Here is a 17,990-nt window from a genome sequence, read left to right as displayed (position 1 = left end):
TTCACGGAGAAAAATGTAATGGACTATCCCAAAAGTGTGCCCAGCGCCGGTCTGGTGAATGGCAGGTTTGTCGACGAGGATCCCGTAGCGGGTACGCCCGGTTCATTGATTCCTGCGAGTTGGGGCAACGGTGTGACCGATGAAATTCGGGGCGTTATCGCCGGTGCCGGAATGGTGGCTGCCGAGTCGAACAACACTCAATTGCTGGAAGCGATCAACAAACTCATGAGCACTTCTGCTCAGCGGGTTGGGACTGTTTCCGGTCTGTTGCGGAACGCATCGTTTTCAATACCAACAGCCGCTGCGAGCGGCATTTTCAAGGCCGATGAACTCACGGTACAGCCAGCATCGGGTGGCGCCGGTTATCGCATGGCCAATTTCAGCAAGACGATCAATCTTGCGATGACAGGAGCCGGCGGCATGGACGTCGGGCCTGCTCCGACAAGCGGGTTTGTGGCTCTCTATGCGATCTGCAACTCGTTGACTGGCGAGAGCAATATTCTGGCGGTCAATAGCACGTCAGTCTTTGCACCGCGTGTTTATCAAGGCGCAAAGATGCCGACGGGTTATGACGCCTCGGCATTGATCAGCGTCTGGCCCACCGATGCCACGGGTAAATTCAAGGTTGGGGCTCAGAGAGGGCGCAAAGTCTATTTGTCATTGACACAAGCCTACCTGGGATCGGCAATCCTGAATGGCTCCCCCTTATCCGTTGCAGGTGTCATTCCCGTCAATGCGTATGAGTTTGCAGGGGAAATGGTGATCTCCAATGGCTCTACAACATTGTCCTATATCAACATGGTATTGAACGCCAATGGAATCGGATTGGGGCAACAGATAATTGCCGGTCATCTAGGGAGTGGTGCAGGCCTGGCAGGAAATTACTCAATGCCCGTGCTTGGAAACCAAACCATCTATATGAGCTGCCAAAGTACGGCTGGGTTACCGGTATTTGAGTTGTATATCTCCAGTTATTCGTTCAGTTGATAGGGGTGATCATGGATGTAATCAATGTGCAGTTCGAGGACGAAAAGAGAGAGGTCATCGTGGCTGCGTTTTCAGCGTCTCAGGACTCCACAGCCTGGACTAATCAGGGGGCTGTCTCTCTGGATGACCAACGATACCTGGAGTTTCGGGCGAGGCTGGAATCAGCAGCGAACATCGAACCGTCAACGCCCGCCTACAAGCGGGCGTTTTCTTTTTTCCGCTAGCTCGATAGCTGTACCCGGGCCAAACGGTCTACAGCCTGCCTTTCAGAACCCACTCAAGAGTTGAATGATGGACTATCCAAAAAATACCCCCGGCGCCGGCCTGGCAAACGGCAGGTTCGTCGACGAAGATCCAATTGCCGGCACGCCCGGTTCCCTGATCCCTGCCAGTTGGGGCAACGCTGTTACTCAGGAAATCCTCAACGTAATCAGTGGGGCCGGGCTGGTGCCCTCCGAGAATCAGACGGATCAGTTGAGCCTGGCGATCAAGGAGTTGGCGAAGCTCGATCCGCAACAGCGTTTTCCGGTTCAGGTCTATCGCAAGAACCTGATCATCAACGGCAACTTTGATATCTGGCAGCGTGGCGCAGTTAACTTGGCGCCCAATATCGGGGCCTATATTGCCGATCGCTTTCGTTGCGACTGGAACGGCAATGCCGGGGTCAATATCTCGCGGCAGAACTTTGTTCCGGGACAGGGTGAAGTGCCGAACGAACCGCGTTTTTTCTTTCGCTGGCAGCAAGTCACAGCGGGGGCAGGTGGGAGCATACATCGGATTTCCCAGGCGATCGAATCGGTCCGGACCCTGGCGGGTAAAACCGCAACGCTCACCTTTTGGGCCAAGGCTGATACGACGCGTCAGGTCAATGTCACCCTGGGGCAGTTTCCGGGCACGGGCGGTGGTGGAGGGGAGACGGTGACGCCTGTCGGTAGTTTCCAGTTGAAAACCTCATGGACCCGATTCAGTGCCACGGTGCAATTGCCTTCGCTGGCCGGCAAGGTGCTGGGCAGTGGAGGCAATGATTGTTTGCGGCTTTCGTTCGACTTGCCGTTGAACGTCTTGCAGGTGATCGATCTCGCACAGGTGCAGTTGGAGGAAGGACCGGTTTCGACGCTCTTCGAATTGCGCAGTCCGGGGGACGAGTTGATGCTGTGTCAGCGCTACTACGAAAAGACCTACAGCCAGGAAGTGTCGCCTGGCACTTTCATCGGGGCGTATGGATCATTGATATCCACAGTGAGGCTGGGGCAGGCGAGTTTTTCCGCACAACCATTGGCGCAGTGGACCTTCAAGGTCGAAAAGAGAGGCGTTCCGAGCATCAGCCTTTTTGCCCCTACTTCGAAGGGCACGCCGGGGCAATGGCGTTCAGGTAGCGATGAAGTGTCATCGGCCAGCGCACGAGCACTTGGTGCATCAACTCGAGGGGTCTGGGTGGACAACTTCGATACCGCGCTGGTCACCCAGACTTACTACATCCATGCCACAGCCGATGCCGAGCTTTAAGGAGATCTTGTGAGCTATCAATTGACGACAGATCCAGACACGGTCATTCGACTGTCCGACGGTGCCACCGTGCCTCGGCATCACCGGTTCTGGGATACGTATCAGGAATGGCTGGCGAGCGGCGGCACGCCATTGCCGGCCATGGTCAGCATTGTTCCGGTGGCCGACGCTGATCCGACAGTGCGTGCGCGTCTTTGGCGCAACGAACAACTGGCTGCCAGCCAATGGTTGGTTGATCGCGATCGCGACGAGCAAGCCGCCGGTACCCCGATGACCCTGAGCACCGATCAATACCATGAGCTGCTCGATTACCGGCAAGACCTGCGCGACTGGCCGTTGAACGGCAACTTTCCCAAAGACTTCAGTAAGCCCGCGGCACCGCTCTGGTTGCAGGCTACGGCTAGCGGAGGGTAATCCATGCCGCTTACATCTGAACAACTACAGCAGCTGTTTCCCAACGCCCGCCCCCAAGCGGGCGTTTTCCTTTCCCCCCTCAACGCCGCCATGGCTCGCCGCAAAATCAACTCACCCAAACGCATCGCCGCATTCCTCGCACAAATCGGTCATGAATCCGGGCAATTGCAGTACGTGCGTGAGCTGGGCAGCGACCAATACCTGAGCAAGTACGACACCGGCGTCCTGGCTGCTCGCCTGGGCAATACGCCGGCGCCGGACGGCGATGGTCAGCGTTTTCGGGGTCGGGGTCTGATTCAGATCACCGGGCGCAATAACTATCGCCAGTGCAGCCTTGGCCTGTTTGGTGATGAGCGTTTGTTGGCCTTGCCGGAACTGCTCGAGCAACCGCAGTGGGCCGCCGAGTCCGCGGCGTGGTTTTGGGAGCAGAACGGCCTCAATGAACTGGCCGATCGCGGCCAGTTCAACAGCATCACGCGGCGTATCAACGGGGGCTTGAACGGGTTGCAGGATCGTTTGCAGCTCTGGGCGCGGGCGAGGGCGGTGTTATGTCAGCCTTCGGTTTGATGCCTGCGGCCTATCGATGGTTCGGTGCTGTCGTGGTGCTGCTCGTGTTGGCCTGTGGCTCGGCGGCGCTGGCCTGGCGGATTCAGGATTGGCGTTATGGCCGGCAACTGGCGGAGCAGGCTCGATTGCACGGTGAAGCGCTGAATCAGTTGAATCTGGCGGCGGCGATGCAGCAACAGATCGAGCAGGGCAAGCGCCTGACTCTCGAGCAGCAGCTGTCGACCAGCGAACAAAACCATTTCCGAGTGTTGAGCGATGTCCAACGTGATCAGGATCGCCTGCGCGATCGTCTTGCCACTGCTGATGTGCGGCTGTCAGTCCTCCTCGATGCCGCTGACGCGGCTTCAATCCGTGCAGTGCCGCCCGCCTCCGGCCCCGGCGGCGTGGATCCTGGCCCCGTACGCGCCCGACTTGACCCGGCGCATGCTCAGCGAATTATCGCCATCACCGATGCCGGCGACCGGGGACTGATTGCGTTGCAGGCGTGTCAGGCTTATGTGAGGGCGCTAATCCGCTAACATTTTTGACTGACCCTGTAACTTGCAAGCGCGATGCGCTCGTGTACGGTAGGTCTCATTCCGCCCATCAGGAGATGACCGTGAAAGTAACCACCCAATTGGCCGCCGACCTTGGCAGGCACTTGCAGATGCTCAACGCCCATGTCTCCACGGCCGAGTCTTGTACCGGTGGCGGGATCGCCGAGGCCATCACTCGCATTCCAGGCAGCTCGGCGTGGTTCGAGGCCGGTTATGTCACCTACTCCAACTTGCAGAAGAACATGCAGCTGGGTGTCCCGGTCGAGTTGTTCACGACGGTGGGCGCTGTCAGTCAGGAGGTGGTCGAGGCGATGGCCAGGGGCGCGCAGGAGAAAAGCCGGGCGTTTTTCTCGGTGGCGGTCAGTGGCATTGCCGGGCCGGACGGCGGTTCGCCGAACAAGCCGGTGGGCACGGTATGGCTGGCCTGGGGCGTGGGCGAGCGGGTATTCAGCGAGCTGCAGCACTTCGCCGGTGACCGCGACGAGGTCCGCCGACAAACGGTGAAGGCCGCGCTAGAGGGGTTGCTGCGGTATGCCGCGGCAGAAATCTCAAATCAGGGGTAGGCGATCCACAAACGCTGTGGAATAATACTGGCTACTTATACAGGTGTTGGCCGTCAGGCCTTATTGATTACGTGAGGACTTTAATGGACGACAACAAGAAGAAAGCCTTGGCTGCGGCCCTGGGTCAGATCGAACGTCAATTCGGCAAGGGTGCCGTAATGCGTATGGGCGATCAGGACCGTCAGGCGATCCCGGCCATTTCTACTGGCTCTCTGGGTCTGGACATCGCTCTGGGCATTGGCGGTCTGCCAAAAGGCCGCATCATTGAAATCTACGGTCCTGAATCTTCCGGTAAAACCACTCTCACCTTGTCTGTGATCGCCCAGGCTCAAAAAGCTGGCGCGACCTGCGCATTCGTCGACGCCGAACACGCCCTCGACCCTGAATACGCCGGCAAGCTGGGCGTCAACGTCGACGACCTGCTGGTTTCCCAGCCGGACACCGGCGAACAGGCTCTGGAAATCACCGACATGCTGGTGCGTTCCAATGCGGTTGACGTGATCATCGTCGACTCCGTGGCGGCGCTGGTGCCAAAGGCTGAAATCGAAGGCGAAATGGGTGACATGCACGTGGGCCTGCAAGCCCGTCTGATGTCCCAGGCGCTGCGTAAAATCACCGGTAACATCAAGAACGCCAACTGCCTGGTGATCTTCATCAACCAGATCCGTATGAAAATCGGTGTGATGTTCGGCAGCCCGGAAACCACCACCGGTGGTAACGCGCTGAAGTTCTACGCTTCGGTTCGTCTGGATATCCGTCGCACTGGCGCGGTGAAAGAAGGTGATGAAGTCGTCGGCAGCGAAACCCGCGTCAAGGTTGTGAAGAACAAGGTGGCTTCGCCGTTCCGTCAGGCCGAGTTCCAGATTCTTTACGGCAAGGGCATCTACCTCAATGGCGAGATGATCGACCTGGGTGTTCTGCACGGTTTCGTTGAAAAATCCGGTGCCTGGTATGCCTACAACGGGACCAAGATCGGTCAGGGTAAAGCCAACTCGGCCAAGTACCTGGCGGATAACCCGGACGTTGCAGCGGCGCTCGAGAAGCAACTGCGTGACAAGCTGCTGTCTCCATCTGCGGTAGCTGAATCCAAGGCCTCTGCGGTTAAAGAGACCGAAGACGATCTGGCTGACGCTGACATCTGATTGATCCGATGACGACCGCCGTACTCGATACACTCGTCGCGGTGCGGCGAACCGCCATGGACCTGCTCGCTCGACGCGAGCACGGTCGAGTCGAGCTGACGCGTAAATTGCGTCAGCGCGGCGCTCTCCCCGAACTGATCGAAACAGCGCTCGACCGACTCACGGAAGAGGGCTTGCTCTCCGAATCCCGATATCTCGAAAGCTTCGTTTCCTACCGTGCCCGTTCCGGTTATGGCCCTTTGCGCATCCGTGAAGAGTTGAGCCAGCGTGGCCTGCAACGCAGCGATATCGAGTTGGCCTTGCGCGAATGCGGTATCGACTGGCAAGAGCAGCTGAAAGACACCTGGCGGCGCAAGTTTTCCGAGTTGCCGATAGACGCACGGGAGCGCGCCAAGCAAGGCAGGTTCCTGGCCTATCGGGGATACTCGATGGACATGATCAGCCGCTTGCTCAGCGGCCGAGGCATGGACTACTGACTGAATAAAAAAGGCCTGCTATTTCGATAGCGGGCCTTTTTTGCCTCAGATTTCTTTCGACGTTTCCCGCGAGCGTTGCTGCACTTGCGGTTGAGTTTGGGCCTGAAGTTGAGACTGAGATTGCTCCCAGTTTTCCGGCAGGTTGATGTAATCCACCAACTCTCGCAGCCGGCCATGATCACGGGCGTTGAAGGCGAAGGCCAGCCGGGCCAGATGGCTGAACTGCGCTTCATCGTGCTCTTCACCGCTGTAGGCGTGCTGGTGGAACCGATCGCTCAGGCACAAGTCGGCGAACGCCTCCTGCATGTGTTCAAGTGCTCGATCACTGAGCCGGTGATTCATGCGAATCACGAACTGATGCTTCAGCCACCGGCTGGAGTGGAAGTTGCTGTAGAACTGGTTGATGTGCTCGACCGCTTCCTCGACGGTGTGGACCAGTCTCACCAGTTTCATGTCTGTAGGCAGGATGTAGCGATTTTCCTCCAACTGTTGGTGGATGAAGTCCAGCGCTCCTTGCCAGAATTTGCCGCCAGGTACATCCAGCAACACCACCGGCACCAGCGGGCTTTTGCCGGTCTGGATCAGTGTCAGTACTTCCAGCGCTTCATCCAGGGTGCCGAACCCGCCCGGGCAGAGCACCAGGGCATCGGCTTCCTTGACGAAGAACAGCTTGCGGGTGAAGAAAAAGTGGAACGGCAGCAGGTTGCTCGTGCCGTTGACGGTGGGGTTGGCGTGCTGTTCGAATGGCAGGGTGATGTTGAAGCCCAGGCTGTTGTCCCGTCCGGCTCCTTCGTGGGCTGCGGCCATGATGCCGCCGCCGGCGCCGGTGATGACCATCATCTCCGAGCGGGCGAGCGCGGCACCGAGTTCCCGGGCCATGGCGTACAGCGGGTGTTCAATCGGTGTGCGGGCTGAGCCGAATACCGTGACCTTGCGTCGCCCCTTGAACTGTTCGAGTACCCGGAACGCTTGCTCCAGTTCACGAAGGGCTTGAAGGGTGATTTTGGCATTCCAGCGATTGTGATCTTCCTGGGCCATGCGCAGCACGGTCAGGATCATGTCGCGGTAGATGGGGATGTTCGGGCTGTTGGGTGAAACCAGGTTGAGTTGTTCTTCGACCTTGCTGATGAGGTCGTGGCCGCTTTCCTGAAAATGACGGCTCAGGAGGTCATTCGGTTGGTAAGGCATTCAACTTCTCCTTCTGCACAGAACCCAAGGCGTCGACAACGCATTCGTCGACGCCACGACACGTCCTGTGTCGCTGTCTGCCCAGGCCCATGCCTGGGCGATCCACTTGACCCGAACAACATCGGGTCATCCATACAGGCTCTGTTTTTCCCTTGGATGAAAGAAACGTTCGCATGACACAACGGGTAACGGGCAGCCCCCTTCAGCCCTGAAACATAACGATCGATACCTTGAAATCTAGACCCTTGTGGTGATTTGCGCTGACTTGATCATTGCGCCGCAAAGTCTTTCCTGGCAACCGCTTATTGACTATTTACAAGGTAGTTTCACCGCTCGTCTGAAGCTGCACCGTGCGTCTGCCACTCTGATTTACTAATTTACAGGCGTCATACGACAGCTTTGCGTCAAAGCAGGGCTTAAGGTTCAAGCGGTACAGGGATTGATCGCTCAACAAGAGCGAGTTGCAAGGAGGCGGGAACCATGGCCAGAGTCGTTCTGGAAATAGAGATCGATACGCAACTGTATCGATTGCTCAAGTCATCGGCTGAGACCAATCATTTGAGTCTTGAAGAAGAGTGCTGCCGACGACTGGAGGGGGGAGAGCATCGTTCGCGTTACTTGCAGGCACTGCTGGCAGAACTGCGCGCCGAGGATGAACAGCGGCGCGCCAAATCCCACTGATTACTTTTTCTTCGGCGTTGCTTTCGGGCAGTCCGATTCCTGGAAGCTTGCCGAGCCTACCGGACGATTGGTCTTGATCTCGGTGAAGTCATAACGCATCACCGCGCCTTTTGCCATCAGCTTGCGGAAACCGGGGTTGTTGCAGACCGAGGCGCCGAGTTGGAAATACACCGCCTTTGGATCGGCGCGCATCTTCTGGGCGTGGCTGCTCTGCACGCTCAGGTGGTTGATCAGCGTGTTGCCTTCGACGGTGTAGCCCTGATCAAGAATGTCTTCATTGATCGCCCGTGGCGTGCCAACGCTGCTTTGTACGGCGACATTGCGCAGCTCTTTGTTCAGATTCTGCTCACTCAGGGACGCAGCCTGAGCGCTGAAGGGCGACGCCAGCAGAATGGCAGCGGTGGGGACGATAAGGCGCAGCATGAAACTCTCCTGGTTCAGTGACTGGTGGTTCGACCAGCCACGTGACTGTGCGTTCAGTGGCGGCGAATTATAGGGGAGCCCGTCTGGACGGTACAGGCTTGCACCGGCGGCTCTGGTAAACTGCCGGTCTTTATTGCCTTCCCGAGTGCCGTTCGTGTCGAGTTTCCCTGTCTGCCGGCGTTGCCTTTGATGAACCACGCCCCCAACGCCGTAGCCCGCCTGCGTGATCAACGTGAAGATGAAGGTGTCAAGCCGCTTCAGGCCCGCGGTTGGCGCGCGCCCCGTTGCCGTGCCTGCCGGGTGATCGAGAGCCATTGCCTGTGCGCCTGGCGCCCGCAGGTCGAGAGCCGTTCCGGCATCTGCCTGATCATGACCAGCAAGGAAGTGTTCAAGCCCAGCAACACCGGTTGGCTGATTGCCGATGTGGTGCGCGACAACCATGCGTTCATCTGGTCGCGGACTGAAGTCGATCAGCAATTGCTGGCGCTGCTGTCGGATCCGCAATGGCAGCCTTACCTGGTGTTCCCCGGCGAGTACGTGGCGCCTGAGCGCGTGACCAACACGGTGACGTCCGATAGCAGCAAGCGCCCGCTGTTCATTCTGCTGGACGCGACCTGGACCGAAGCCCGCAAGATTTTCCGCAAAAGCCCTTATTTCGACGCGCTGCCGATCCTCAGCCTGCTGCCCGAAAAACTCTCGCGCTATCAGTTGCGTCGTTCGACCCGCAGCGAGCACCTGTGCACGGCCGAAGTCGCGGCGTTGTGCCTGGATCTGGCGGGCGATGTCCAGGCCGCGTCGGCCCTGGAAGCCTATTTCGATGTGTTCAGTCAGCATTACCTCGATGCCAAGCGACAATTGGACATGAATGTTGAAACACCGGCGCATGCCGAGTTGTTGCCGTTTGTGCAAAACAACGGCGCGGTCATGGGCTGATTGTCGCCCATACTGCAAAGATCTGTACTCGGAATGCGGCTTGACCACCCCGGTTTCGCTGGGCATGCTTGGCGCCGATTAGGGCACGGCCTGAATTTGATACACCTTATGTACTGGTGTTGAACGTGCCCCGTGGGTGCAGCTCCGTGGCCGTACCTGACGTTGTTTGAAACTTGGCGTTGTTTGAAAACAGGATCACTTGAGCATGGCCACATACGAAATCCTGATTGCCGATGACCACCCGCTTTTTCGTTCCGCCTTGCATCAAGCGTTGACCCTGGGTCTTGGCCCGGATGTCCGTCTGGTGGAAGTGGCAAGCATTGCCGAACTGGAAACCCGTCTGACCGAAAAGGCCGACTGGGATCTGGTGCTGCTGGACCTGAACATGCCCGGGGCCTACGGTTTTTCCGGGTTGGTGCTGTTGCGCGGCCAATACCCGCAGATTCCGGTGGTGATGGTATCGGCTCAGGAAGAAGCCTCGGTGATGGTCAAGTCCCGAGAGTTTGGCGCCAGCGGCTTCATTCCCAAGTCCAGCGACTTGAAGGTGATCCAGAAAGCCGTGCGTTCGGTGCTCGATGGTGACGTGTACTGGCCTGCGCAGGCCTTTGAAGCCGTTGCCGTTTCCGAAGAAGCCAAGGCGGCCAGTGAAGGCCTTGCCAGCCTGACCCCGCAGCAGTTCCGGGTGCTGACCATGGTCTGCGAAGGTTTGCTGAACAAGCAGATCGCCTACGAGCTGGGTGTCTCCGAAGCGACCATCAAGGCGCACGTGACGGCGATTTTCCGCAAGCTCAACGTACGAACCCGGACCCAGGCAGCGTTGCTCCTGCAACAACTTGAGTCAATTTCGAGCCACTGAGGGTTGGCGTCTTCACGCTTTTTTGACTTGGGTTAATCTAGTTTCCTCACTCCTTTTCTGGTCAGTTGCCTACTCTTATGTCCCCTTTCAAAGGCCAGACCGGCCTTAAACGCATCCTGAATGCCTCCGGCTATTCCTTTGATGGTCTGCGCGCCGCCTTTACCGGCGAAGCGGCTTTTCGGCAGCTGGTTCTGCTCAACGTCATTCTGATTCCCTTGTCGTTCTTCCTGAACGTCAGCCGCGTCGAACAGGCGCTGCTGATCGCAGTCTGCCTGCTGGCGCTGATCGTCGAGTTGCTCAACTCGGCAGTGGAAGCGGCGATCGACCGCATCTCCCTCGAACGACACCCGCTGTCGAAAAACGCCAAGGACATGGGCAGCGCCGCGCAATTGGTGGCACTGACCATGATTGCCCTGGTCTGGGCCGTGATTCTGCTCTAGGCGATTGCCGGCAGTACGATCTCGTCGCTGCGCTGGACCCCTGCGGTGAAAGCGCGGCACAGATCGAGGAATTCGCGCATCGCCGAGGTCTGGTACTTCTGTTTGTGCCAGATGAAGTAAAACTGCCGCGCCAGGTCCAGATCCGGCGTCTCCACCGGCACCAGGCTGCCACGACGGAACGCATCGCGCAGTGCCAGCCGTGAAATGCAGCCAATCCCCAACCCGGACTCCACCGCGCGCTTGATCGCTTCGGTGTGCTCCAGCTCCAGGCGAATGTTCAGCGCGCTGTGGTGATGACGCATGGCCTGATCGAAGGTCAACCGCGTCCCCGAACCCTGTTCGCGCAGAATCCAGGCTTCCTGGCTCAGTTCGTCCATGGTCGCGGTGCCGCGTTGGGCCAGAGGGTGCTGAGGGGCGCAAAACACCACCAGTTCGTCCTCGACCCAGCTCTGCACTTCAATGTCCGGGTGGTTGCAATCGCCCTCGATCAGACCCAGATCAATTTCGTAATGAGCGACCTGTTGCACAATATTGGCAGTGTTCTGTACATGCAGCTTCACCTGGCTTTCCGGGTGGCGCTGCATGAAGCCGCCGATCAGCAGGGTGGCCAGGTAATTGCCGATGGTCAGGGTGGCGCCGACTGCCAACGAGCCGAAACCGGATTTGCCGTTGAGCAGGTCTTCGATTTCCTTGGCCTGGTCGAGCATGGCCACCGCTTGCGGCAGCAGCTGCTTGCCGAGGGCGTTGAGGCTCAGCCGTTTGCCGGCGCGATCGAACAGCTGGCAACTGGACTGACGCTCCAGTTCGGTGATCGAGGTGCTCGCCGCCGATTGCGAGAGATTGAGCAGGCCTGCAGCGCGGGAAACGCTCTCCTGCTGGGCGACGGCGACGAAGACTTGAAGTTGACGAAGAGTAAATCGCATATCGATATAACCGATAACCCTTATCTTAATAATCCATTTAACAGATATTCTCTCTGCTATTAGAATGCGATGCAATTGCGCACCCTTCCAGAGAGTTCGGAGCACGCGCAGATAATCTCCAGGAGTCCCCGTACATGAGCAACATGAACCACGAGCGTGTCCTCAGTGTTCATCACTGGAACGACACTCTGTTCAGCTTCAAGTGCACCCGCGATCCGGGCCTGCGCTTCGAGAACGGTCAGTTCGTGATGATCGGCCTGCAACAGCCAAACGGCCGCCCGCTTATGCGCGCTTACTCGATTGCCAGCCCGAACTGGGAAGAGCATCTCGAGTTCTTCAGCATCAAGGTGCCTGACGGTCCGCTGACTTCTCAGCTGCAGCATCTGAAGGAAGGCGACGAGATCATCATCAGCAAGAAGCCAACCGGCACCCTGGTGCTGGATGACTTGAAGCCTGGCAAGCATCTGTACCTGCTCAGCACCGGTACCGGTCTGGCGCCGTTCATGAGCGTCATTCAGGATCCGGAAACCTACGAGCGTTTCGAAAAAGTGATCCTGTGCCACGGCGTTCGTTACGTCAACGAAGTCGCTTACCGCGAGTTCATCACCGAGCACCTGCCGCAGAACGAGTTCTTCGGCGAAGCGCTGCGTGACAAGTTGATCTACTACCCGACCGTGACCCGCGAGCCGTTCGAGAATGAGGGCCGCCTGACCGACCTGATGCGCAGCGGCAAGCTGTTCAGCGACATCGGCCTGCCACCGATCAACCCGCAGGACGACCGCGCCATGCTGTGCGGCAGCCCGAGCATGCTTGACGAGACCAGCGAAGTGTTGAACAGCTTCGGCCTGACCGTTTCGCCGCGTATGCGCGAGCCGGGTGATTACCTGATCGAGCGTGCGTTCGTCGAGAAGTAAGACGGCGCAACACCAAAAAGCCCGCGTTGCCTCAAGGCAGCGCGGGCTTTTTTGTTTCCGACGCAAAACGCTGTAGGTCGGGTTTCAGGACGACTTCCAGTACGCGGATCAACTCCGGCGTCGGGTAGTGCCAGCGCACGTCCACGTCCCAGAATTGCGCGCCATATTCCCGCTCCGGCGCCGGTGTCTGGTACGCCGGGCGCGGATCCTGCGCCAGGCACTGCTCGATCAGCTCGACCAATGGCTCCGCAAGGCGCTGAGCGTGTCCGTGAGCCTGTTGCAACGCGTTGTCGCTCCACTGCACCTCAATCAACTGCGGCGCAGCGCTGGCGATGCTGTTGGAGGCCGTGTCGATGATGTCGGCGTAGGGCACGTAGGGTTTGATATCCAGAATCGGCGTGCCGTCCAGCAGATCGATGCCGGATATCCACAGGCGATTGGCTTCGACCTTGTCCAGTTTGACCACGGACTGGCCGATGCCGTTGGGCCGATGTGTCGCGCGGGTGGCGAACACGCCCATGGACTTGTTGCCGCCCAGGCGGGGAGGGCGGACCTTCAGGCGCGGCTTTTCTTCCAGCGCCTGATGGAACAGAAACAGCAGCCACACATGACTGACCTGCTCCAGGCCCTGCACCGCATCGCCCTGATCGAAGGGCGCCACCAGTTCCAGGACACCGCGGGCAGCCGGGGCCAGTTGCGGTTGGCGCGGGATGGCGAACTTCTCCTTGAAGCAGGAGTGGACGAAGCCGATGGGGGAAACGCTGTAGGTCATGGGTGGCGGTCGAGGGGGAATGAGGTGGGCATCATAACCCGATCGACTGGTGGTTCGATGTTGCCTGTTAGTCAGTCTTCGCGGGCAGGCCCGCTCCCACAGGGGTTTGGGGTGTACACATATCTTGTGTTCACTACGAAACCCTGTAGGAGCGAGGCTTGCCCGCGAAGGCCACACCACCGACCTCAGAGACTGAACCCCCCATCCAGCGGAATGATATTCCCGGTCATGTAGGCCCCCGCCGTACTCGCCAGGCTGATCGCCAACGCCGCCATTTCCTCCTCACGTCCCCAGCGCTTCATCGGGATCAGCGCCGTGTCCTCCGCCAGCGCCCGCTCATCATTGCCAATGTGCTGGGTCATCTTGCTCGGGAAACGTCCCGGTGCGATCACGTTGACGTTGATGTGCTGGCCCACCAGTTCCCGCGCGAGCATCCGCGACAGTTGATGCAGGGCCGCCTTGCTGGGGCCGTAGGCGTAGGCCTGCTCGCCGTGGGAAGTGATGCCGGCGACCGAGCCGATGTTTATCACCCGCGCAGGATTGGCCGCCGAACCGCCTTTGCGCAGCAGTGGCAGGAATTGCTGGATGCAGTTGAATACCGACGTCACGTTCAGCTGCATGACCTTTTCCCAGCCCTTGATCGGGTAGCTCTCCAGCGGTGCGCCCCAGGTGGTGCCGGCATTGTTGACCAGAATGTCGAGGTGGGTGATCTGTTCGCCCAGTCGCGCGACCAGTTGCAGCACGCCCTCTTCAGTGGCCAGGTTGGCCGCCACGCCATGGCAGCGGCCATAGGCGCCGAGTTCGTCGGCCGTTTGCTGGCAGGCTTCGACGTCGCGGGCGCAGACGTAAACGGTGGCGCCGGCTTCGACAAAGGCCTTGGCGATCATTTTGCCGATGCCACGGGTACCGCCGGTGACCAGAGCGATGCGGCCTTGCAGGGAGAAGTAGTGGTGCATGGCGAATCCTGAGAGCTGAAGGTCATTACACCCTAGTCGTCAGCCGCTGGAAGCGGAGCCACTATTTTTACGCGGAATGGAGGGCCATTCGGCCCAGTTGCGAGCGTCAAGCTGCAAGCTGCAAGTAAAAGCGCTTGCAGCTCGTAGCTTGCGGCTGCCTTACGCTCTCACGCGCAGCGTGAGGCCCTTGAGGAAATTGCGCAGCAACTGATCGCCACACGGACGGTAGTTGGTGTGGCCGACCTTGCGGAACAGCGCGCTCAGCTCAGGCTTGGATACCGGGAACTCGGCGGCCTTGAGGATCGCGTGCATGTCGTCTTCCTTGAGTTCGAAGGCCACCCGCAGCTTTTTCAGGATGATGTTGTTGGTCACCGGCACTTCGATCGGCATGGGCGGGCGGCTTTCGTCCTTGCCGCGTTTGAACACCACCAGGCCATCGAGGAAGTGCGCCATGACGTCGTCCGGGCAGCGTACGAAGCCTTCTTCGTCTTCCTCTTTCTTGTCGAGCCAGGTCACCACGTCTTGCAGCTTCACGTCCATGCCGCCGAGCTTGATGATCTCGACGACTTTCTTGTCGCTGATGTCGAGCATGTAGCGCACGCTGCGCAGTACGTCGTTATGAATCATGTGTGCAGTCCTGATATTCAGCTGTGGGCAGCGCACCAGGGCGCGCTGCCGAAATGTGTGGCGGCGTGAGAAACCTTAGAACTTCTCTTTGCCGGACAGGTAGCGCCATTGCCCCGACGGCACTTTGCCGATGGATACGCCGCCGACACGGATGCGGCGGATGCCCACGACCTTCAGGCCCACGGCCTGGCAGAACAGGGCGATCACGCCCGGTTGCGGGTTCTTCAAGGCGAAGCGCAGGCGGTTCTCGTTCTGCCAGCTGGCCTTGACCGGCGGCAGCTCCTTGCCCTTGTAAGTCAGGCCGTGCTGCAGGCGGTTGAGACCGTGCTCGATCATGTCGCCTTCGACCTCGACCACGTATTCCTGCTCGATTTTCGCGGCATCGGCGGTGAGCTTGCGCAGCACCTTCCAGTCCTGGGTGAACACCAGCAGGCCGCTGGCGCCGGGTTGCAGATCGGCACTGGCGGTCAGGCGCAGGAAGTGGCCGCGCAGCGGGCGTTTGCCGAAGCGGTGCTCTTCGCTCAAGGTGTCGGCGCCCAAGGTGGCCATGGCGGACTCGGCGTCCATGCCCGCGGGCACGTTGAGCAGCAGGGTCACCGGCTCCGGTGCGGTGGCCTTGGCGTCCTTGTCGAGTTCGACTTTCTGGTCGCCGACCTTGAATTGCGGCTCGTCGATGACTTCGCCGTCAACGGTCACCCAGCCACCTTCGATGAACAGTTCGGCTTCCCGACGGGAGCAGCCGACGAGTTCTATAAGGCGTTTGGAAAGTCGAATCGGGTCAGTCATGTCGGGGCCGTGAGAAAAAAAGGGTGGGCATTGTACCTGCATGGCTCGAGTTAATCGCGATCCCATTTCGTCGCAGGGCGACTGGGTGGGAGCTGGCTTGCTCGCGAAAGCGGTGGATCAGACGACAAATGTGTTGAATGACACTCCGCATTCGCGAGCAAGCCCACATTTGATCCGTGTCGTGTCAGGCCTTGCGCGTCAGCTGTTCGGGCTGGCGATAACGCATGTGCAGCAACGGATACGGCTGCCCCATGCCATCGACCTCCGACCGTCCGATCACCTCGAACCCTTGCTTGAAATAGAACCCCAGCGCCTGCGGGTTCTGTTCGTTGACGTCCAGTTCGTCAGCGTTCAAATGCTCCATGGCATAACGCAACAGCTGCTTGCCCAGGCCCTGACCGCGATGCGCAGGGTCGATGAACAGCATTTCAATCTTGCCCGCCGCAACCCCGGCGAACCCGGTGATGCGCTGGCGCGAGTCTTTGGTGCAGATCAGCATCACCGCATCGAGGTAGCGGGTCAGCACCAGGTTCTTCAGCAGCTCGATGTAGCTGTCCGGCAGAAAGTCGTGGGTGGCGCGCACCGACGCTTCCCAGACCCGGGTCAATTCCTGGTAGTCACTCAGTTTCGGCGTGTGGATGACCGAATGTTGGCGCATTCCCGGCTGCTCCTTGTTTCGATTGCCGTCGTTAACGAACTTGAGAATCCATTCATCCACCAAACGATAGCCGTAAAAAAGCCCCGCATCTCGTCAAAAGAGCGGGGCTTTTCATAATTTCAGCGTTTAAATCTGTTCGGCCCAGAGGTCGTATTCGTCGGCGTCGGTCACCTTGCACCAGACCTTGTCGCCAGGCTTGAGGTTGCTGCCGTTGTCGATGAACACGTTGCCGTCGATTTCCGGGGCGTCGAAGAAGCAGCGGCCGACCGCGCCTTGCTCGTCGACTTCATCGACCAGCACTTCGATTTCACGGCCGATGCGCATTTGCAGACGCGCCGAGCTGATTTCCTGCTGGTGCGCCATGAAGCGCTCCCAACGGTCCTGCTTCACGTCGTCCGGTACCACTTCCAGATCCAGATCGTTGGCCGGAGCGCCTTCGACCGGCGAGTACTGGAAGCAGCCGACGCGGTCGAGCTGGGCTTCGGTCAGCCAGTCCAGCAGGTACTGGAAGTCTTCTTCGGTTTCGCCAGGGAAGCCGACGATGAAGGTCGAGCGGATGATCAGGTCCGGGCAGATTTCGCGCCAGTTCTTGATTCGCGCCAGGGTCTTGTCTTCGAACGCCGGGCGTTTCATCGACTTCAGCACTTTCGGGCTGGCGTGCTGGAACGGGATGTCCAGGTACGGCAGGATCTTGCCGGCGGCCATCAGCGGGATCAGCTCGTCGACGTGCGGGTACGGGTAAACGTAGTGCAGACGCACCCAGACACCGAGGGTGCTCAGGGCTTCGCACAGTTCGGTCATGCGGGTTTTCACCGGCGCGCCGTTCCAGAAACCGGTGCGGTATTTGACGTCGACGCCGTAGGCGCTGGTGTCCTGGGAGATCACCAGCAGCTCCTTGACGCCGGACTTGACCAGGCGCTGGGCCTCGTCGAGCACGTCACCCACCGGGCGGCTGACCAGCTTGCCGCGCATCGACGGAATGATGCAGAAGCTGCAGCTGTGGTTGCAGCCTTCGGAAATCTTCAGGTAGGCGTAGTGACGTGGGGTCAGCTTGATGCCTTGTGGCGGCACCAGGTCGATCAGCGGGTTGTGATCCTGCTTGGGTGGCACGACTTCGTGCACCGCGCTGACCACTTGCTCGTACTGCTGCGGACCGGTCACGGCCAGCACGCTCGGGTGCACGTCGCGGATGTTGCCTTCTTCCACGCCCATGCAGCCGGTCACGATGACCTTGCCGTTTTCCTTGATCGCTTCGCCGATCACTTCCAGGGACTCTGCCTTTGCCGAGTCGATGAAGCCGCAAGTGTTGACCACCACGACATCCGCGTCCTGGTAGGTGGACACAACGTCATAACCTTCCATGCGCAGCTGAGTCAGGATGCGCTCGGAGTCGACCAGTGCTTTGGGGCAACCCAGGGATACGAAGCCAACTTTCGGATTGGCCGGCGCAGGAGTGGTGGACATGTCTAACCTCGGTATTTTGGGACGCCTCAAGCCAACAGGGGCAAGGCGACAGACGGACGCTTTTTTGCGCCTCTGATCAAAAAGTGCGCAATTCTATCGATGAGACGTTCACTTGACCAGCTTTATGCAGGGAAATACGACGAGTGCTGCGCTATGCTTCGCGCCGTTGGGCCTTACC

Annotated in this window: 22 protein-coding genes; 13 read left to right on the top strand and 9 right to left on the bottom strand. The window is 59.1% G+C overall.

Features of this window, described 5'->3' with window-relative positions; all coding sequences use genetic code 11:
* Positions 1-18 precede the first annotated feature (18 nt).
* The 8 genes from HNO86_RS30150 to recX all read left to right on the top strand — a co-directional run bounded on the left by HNO86_RS30150 (position 19) and on the right by recX (position 6,191).
* Positions 19-987: a hypothetical protein gene (locus HNO86_RS30150; RefSeq protein WP_256672522.1), complete on the top strand. Its 969-nt coding sequence runs from the start codon at positions 19-21 to the stop codon at positions 985-987.
* A gap of 291 nt (positions 988-1,278) precedes the next feature.
* On the top strand, positions 1,279-2,493 hold the full coding sequence (locus tag HNO86_RS00215; protein ID WP_175375026.1) for a carbohydrate-binding protein CenC: 1,215 nt from the start codon (positions 1,279-1,281) through the stop codon (positions 2,491-2,493).
* Between the two features lie 9 nt (positions 2,494-2,502).
* The gene (locus HNO86_RS00210) at positions 2,503-2,907 is read left to right on the top strand and encodes a phage tail assembly chaperone (RefSeq protein ID WP_372242500.1); all 405 of its coding nucleotides are present in this window, start codon (positions 2,503-2,505) and stop codon (positions 2,905-2,907) included.
* A 3-nt stretch (positions 2,908-2,910) separates the two neighbouring features.
* Positions 2,911-3,474, top strand: coding sequence for a glycoside hydrolase family 19 protein (locus HNO86_RS00205; RefSeq protein WP_175375025.1), 564 nt, complete (start codon positions 2,911-2,913; stop codon positions 3,472-3,474).
* On the top strand, positions 3,456-3,992 hold the full coding sequence (locus HNO86_RS00200; RefSeq protein ID WP_175375024.1) for a lysis system i-spanin subunit Rz: 537 nt from the start codon (positions 3,456-3,458) through the stop codon (positions 3,990-3,992). The genes HNO86_RS00205 and HNO86_RS00200 overlap by 19 nt, the downstream gene beginning before the upstream one ends.
* Positions 3,993-4,072: 80 nt before the next feature.
* Positions 4,073-4,573, top strand: a complete 501-nt coding sequence (locus HNO86_RS00195) for a CinA family protein (protein WP_175375023.1) — start codon at positions 4,073-4,075, stop codon at positions 4,571-4,573.
* Positions 4,574-4,656: 83 nt separating this feature from the next.
* Positions 4,657-5,715: a recombinase RecA gene (gene recA / locus HNO86_RS00190; RefSeq protein WP_175375022.1), complete on the top strand. Its 1,059-nt coding sequence runs from the start codon at positions 4,657-4,659 to the stop codon at positions 5,713-5,715.
* 8 nt (positions 5,716-5,723) lie between these two features.
* Positions 5,724-6,191: a recombination regulator RecX gene (gene recX, locus HNO86_RS00185; protein ID WP_175375021.1), complete on the top strand. Its 468-nt coding sequence runs from the start codon at positions 5,724-5,726 to the stop codon at positions 6,189-6,191.
* 45 nt (positions 6,192-6,236) lie between these two features.
* On the opposite strand, the gene HNO86_RS00180 is transcribed toward recX, so the two are convergent.
* Positions 6,237-7,379 (bottom strand): TIGR00730 family Rossman fold protein, encoded by a 1,143-nt coding sequence (locus tag HNO86_RS00180; RefSeq protein WP_175375020.1) that lies wholly within the window; start codon positions 7,377-7,379, stop codon positions 6,237-6,239.
* A gap of 480 nt (positions 7,380-7,859) precedes the next feature.
* Here HNO86_RS00180 and HNO86_RS00175 point away from each other — a divergent pair, with 480 nt between their 5' ends.
* The gene (locus HNO86_RS00175; protein ID WP_175375019.1) at positions 7,860-8,060 is read left to right on the top strand and encodes a hypothetical protein; all 201 of its coding nucleotides are present in this window, start codon (positions 7,860-7,862) and stop codon (positions 8,058-8,060) included.
* Here the strand turns inward: HNO86_RS00175 and HNO86_RS00170 are convergent, their stop codons facing one another.
* On the bottom strand, positions 8,061-8,483 hold the full coding sequence (locus HNO86_RS00170) for a PA3611 family quorum-sensing-regulated virulence factor (RefSeq protein WP_175375018.1): 423 nt from the start codon (positions 8,481-8,483) through the stop codon (positions 8,061-8,063).
* Between the two features lie 189 nt (positions 8,484-8,672).
* On the opposite strand from HNO86_RS00170, the gene HNO86_RS00165 reads away from it, so the two are divergent.
* From HNO86_RS00165 to HNO86_RS00155, 3 genes are all read left to right on the top strand, one after another.
* Positions 8,673-9,416 (top strand): tRNA-uridine aminocarboxypropyltransferase, encoded by a 744-nt coding sequence (locus HNO86_RS00165; protein WP_175375017.1) that lies wholly within the window; start codon positions 8,673-8,675, stop codon positions 9,414-9,416.
* 205 nt (positions 9,417-9,621) lie between these two features.
* Positions 9,622-10,272 carry a response regulator transcription factor ErdR gene (gene erdR, locus HNO86_RS00160; protein ID WP_175375016.1) on the top strand — a complete coding sequence of 217 codons (651 nt, stop codon included), beginning with the start codon at positions 9,622-9,624 and terminating at the stop codon, positions 10,270-10,272.
* A 77-nt stretch (positions 10,273-10,349) separates the two neighbouring features.
* Complete coding sequence (locus tag HNO86_RS00155; protein WP_095197038.1) at positions 10,350-10,712, top strand: diacylglycerol kinase; 363 nt, start codon at positions 10,350-10,352, stop codon at positions 10,710-10,712.
* Here the strand turns inward: HNO86_RS00155 and HNO86_RS00150 are convergent.
* On the bottom strand, positions 10,709-11,635 hold the full coding sequence (locus HNO86_RS00150; RefSeq protein ID WP_175375015.1) for a LysR family transcriptional regulator: 927 nt from the start codon (positions 11,633-11,635) through the stop codon (positions 10,709-10,711). The two genes, HNO86_RS00155 and HNO86_RS00150, sit on opposite strands and share 4 nt — an antisense overlap.
* Before the next feature lie 134 nt (positions 11,636-11,769).
* Between HNO86_RS00150 and fpr the strand changes: the two genes are divergently transcribed.
* Positions 11,770-12,549 carry a ferredoxin-NADP reductase gene (fpr, locus tag HNO86_RS00145; protein ID WP_002554680.1) on the top strand — a complete coding sequence of 260 codons (780 nt, stop codon included), beginning with the start codon at positions 11,770-11,772 and terminating at the stop codon, positions 12,547-12,549.
* Between the two features lie 31 nt (positions 12,550-12,580).
* On the opposite strand, the gene tsaA is transcribed toward fpr, so the two are convergent.
* From tsaA to rimO, 6 genes are all read right to left on the bottom strand, one after another.
* Entirely contained in the window at positions 12,581-13,321 is a 741-nt protein-coding gene (tsaA, locus tag HNO86_RS00140) for a tRNA (N6-threonylcarbamoyladenosine(37)-N6)-methyltransferase TrmO (protein WP_175375014.1), read from the bottom strand.
* A 185-nt stretch (positions 13,322-13,506) separates the two neighbouring features.
* Positions 13,507-14,277, bottom strand: a complete 771-nt coding sequence (locus HNO86_RS00135) for an SDR family oxidoreductase (protein WP_175375013.1) — start codon at positions 14,275-14,277, stop codon at positions 13,507-13,509.
* Positions 14,278-14,436: 159 nt separating this feature from the next.
* Positions 14,437-14,904, bottom strand: coding sequence for a DUF1456 family protein (locus HNO86_RS00130; RefSeq protein WP_175375012.1), 468 nt, complete (start codon positions 14,902-14,904; stop codon positions 14,437-14,439).
* Between the two features lie 75 nt (positions 14,905-14,979).
* The gene (locus HNO86_RS00125; protein ID WP_175375011.1) at positions 14,980-15,690 is read right to left on the bottom strand and encodes an rRNA pseudouridine synthase; all 711 of its coding nucleotides are present in this window, start codon (positions 15,688-15,690) and stop codon (positions 14,980-14,982) included.
* A 184-nt stretch (positions 15,691-15,874) separates the two neighbouring features.
* Entirely contained in the window at positions 15,875-16,348 is a 474-nt protein-coding gene (locus HNO86_RS00120; RefSeq protein WP_175375010.1) for a GNAT family N-acetyltransferase, read from the bottom strand.
* A 126-nt stretch (positions 16,349-16,474) separates the two neighbouring features.
* Positions 16,475-17,812, bottom strand: a complete 1,338-nt coding sequence (gene rimO, locus HNO86_RS00115; protein WP_175375009.1) for a 30S ribosomal protein S12 methylthiotransferase RimO — start codon at positions 17,810-17,812, stop codon at positions 16,475-16,477.
* Positions 17,813-17,990: the final 178 nt, after the last annotated feature.

It is taken from the genome of Pseudomonas sp. C1C7, from assembly GCF_013359595.1.
Classification (GTDB): Bacteria; Pseudomonadota; Gammaproteobacteria; order Pseudomonadales; family Pseudomonadaceae; genus Aquipseudomonas.
This window is presented reverse-complemented; position numbering and strand designations above follow the sequence as displayed.

Excerpts from the sequence above, each read along its gene's own strand:
- HNO86_RS00200 (WP_175375024.1), top strand. The coding sequence starts at position 3,456 with ATGTCAGCCTTCGGTTTGATGCCTGCGGCCTATCGATGGTTCGGTGCT.
- HNO86_RS00180 (WP_175375020.1), bottom strand. The coding sequence starts at position 7,379 with ATGCCTTACCAACCGAATGACCTCCTGAGCCGTCATTTTCAGGAAAGC.
- HNO86_RS00155 (WP_095197038.1), top strand. The coding sequence starts at position 10,350 with ATGTCCCCTTTCAAAGGCCAGACCGGCCTTAAACGCATCCTGAATGCC.
- HNO86_RS00125 (WP_175375011.1), bottom strand. The coding sequence starts at position 15,690 with ATGACTGACCCGATTCGACTTTCCAAACGCCTTATAGAACTCGTCGGC.
- HNO86_RS00150 (WP_175375015.1), bottom strand. The coding sequence starts at position 11,635 with ATGCGATTTACTCTTCGTCAACTTCAAGTCTTCGTCGCCGTCGCCCAG.
- fpr (WP_002554680.1), top strand. The coding sequence starts at position 11,770 with ATGAGCAACATGAACCACGAGCGTGTCCTCAGTGTTCATCACTGGAAC.
- HNO86_RS30150 (WP_256672522.1), top strand. The coding sequence starts at position 19 with ATGGACTATCCCAAAAGTGTGCCCAGCGCCGGTCTGGTGAATGGCAGG.
- HNO86_RS00170 (WP_175375018.1), bottom strand. The coding sequence starts at position 8,483 with ATGCTGCGCCTTATCGTCCCCACCGCTGCCATTCTGCTGGCGTCGCCC.
- recA (WP_175375022.1), top strand. The coding sequence starts at position 4,657 with ATGGACGACAACAAGAAGAAAGCCTTGGCTGCGGCCCTGGGTCAGATC.
- HNO86_RS00135 (WP_175375013.1), bottom strand. The coding sequence starts at position 14,277 with ATGCACCACTACTTCTCCCTGCAAGGCCGCATCGCTCTGGTCACCGGC.
- HNO86_RS00165 (WP_175375017.1), top strand. The coding sequence starts at position 8,673 with ATGAACCACGCCCCCAACGCCGTAGCCCGCCTGCGTGATCAACGTGAA.
- erdR (WP_175375016.1), top strand. The coding sequence starts at position 9,622 with ATGGCCACATACGAAATCCTGATTGCCGATGACCACCCGCTTTTTCGT.
- tsaA (WP_175375014.1), bottom strand. The coding sequence starts at position 13,321 with ATGACCTACAGCGTTTCCCCCATCGGCTTCGTCCACTCCTGCTTCAAG.
- HNO86_RS00205 (WP_175375025.1), top strand. The coding sequence starts at position 2,911 with ATGCCGCTTACATCTGAACAACTACAGCAGCTGTTTCCCAACGCCCGC.
- HNO86_RS00130 (WP_175375012.1), bottom strand. The coding sequence starts at position 14,904 with ATGATTCATAACGACGTACTGCGCAGCGTGCGCTACATGCTCGACATC.
- rimO (WP_175375009.1), bottom strand. The coding sequence starts at position 17,812 with ATGTCCACCACTCCTGCGCCGGCCAATCCGAAAGTTGGCTTCGTATCC.
- HNO86_RS00175 (WP_175375019.1), top strand. The coding sequence starts at position 7,860 with ATGGCCAGAGTCGTTCTGGAAATAGAGATCGATACGCAACTGTATCGA.
- HNO86_RS00120 (WP_175375010.1), bottom strand. The coding sequence starts at position 16,348 with ATGCGCCAACATTCGGTCATCCACACGCCGAAACTGAGTGACTACCAG.
- recX (WP_175375021.1), top strand. The coding sequence starts at position 5,724 with ATGACGACCGCCGTACTCGATACACTCGTCGCGGTGCGGCGAACCGCC.
- HNO86_RS00215 (WP_175375026.1), top strand. The coding sequence starts at position 1,279 with ATGGACTATCCAAAAAATACCCCCGGCGCCGGCCTGGCAAACGGCAGG.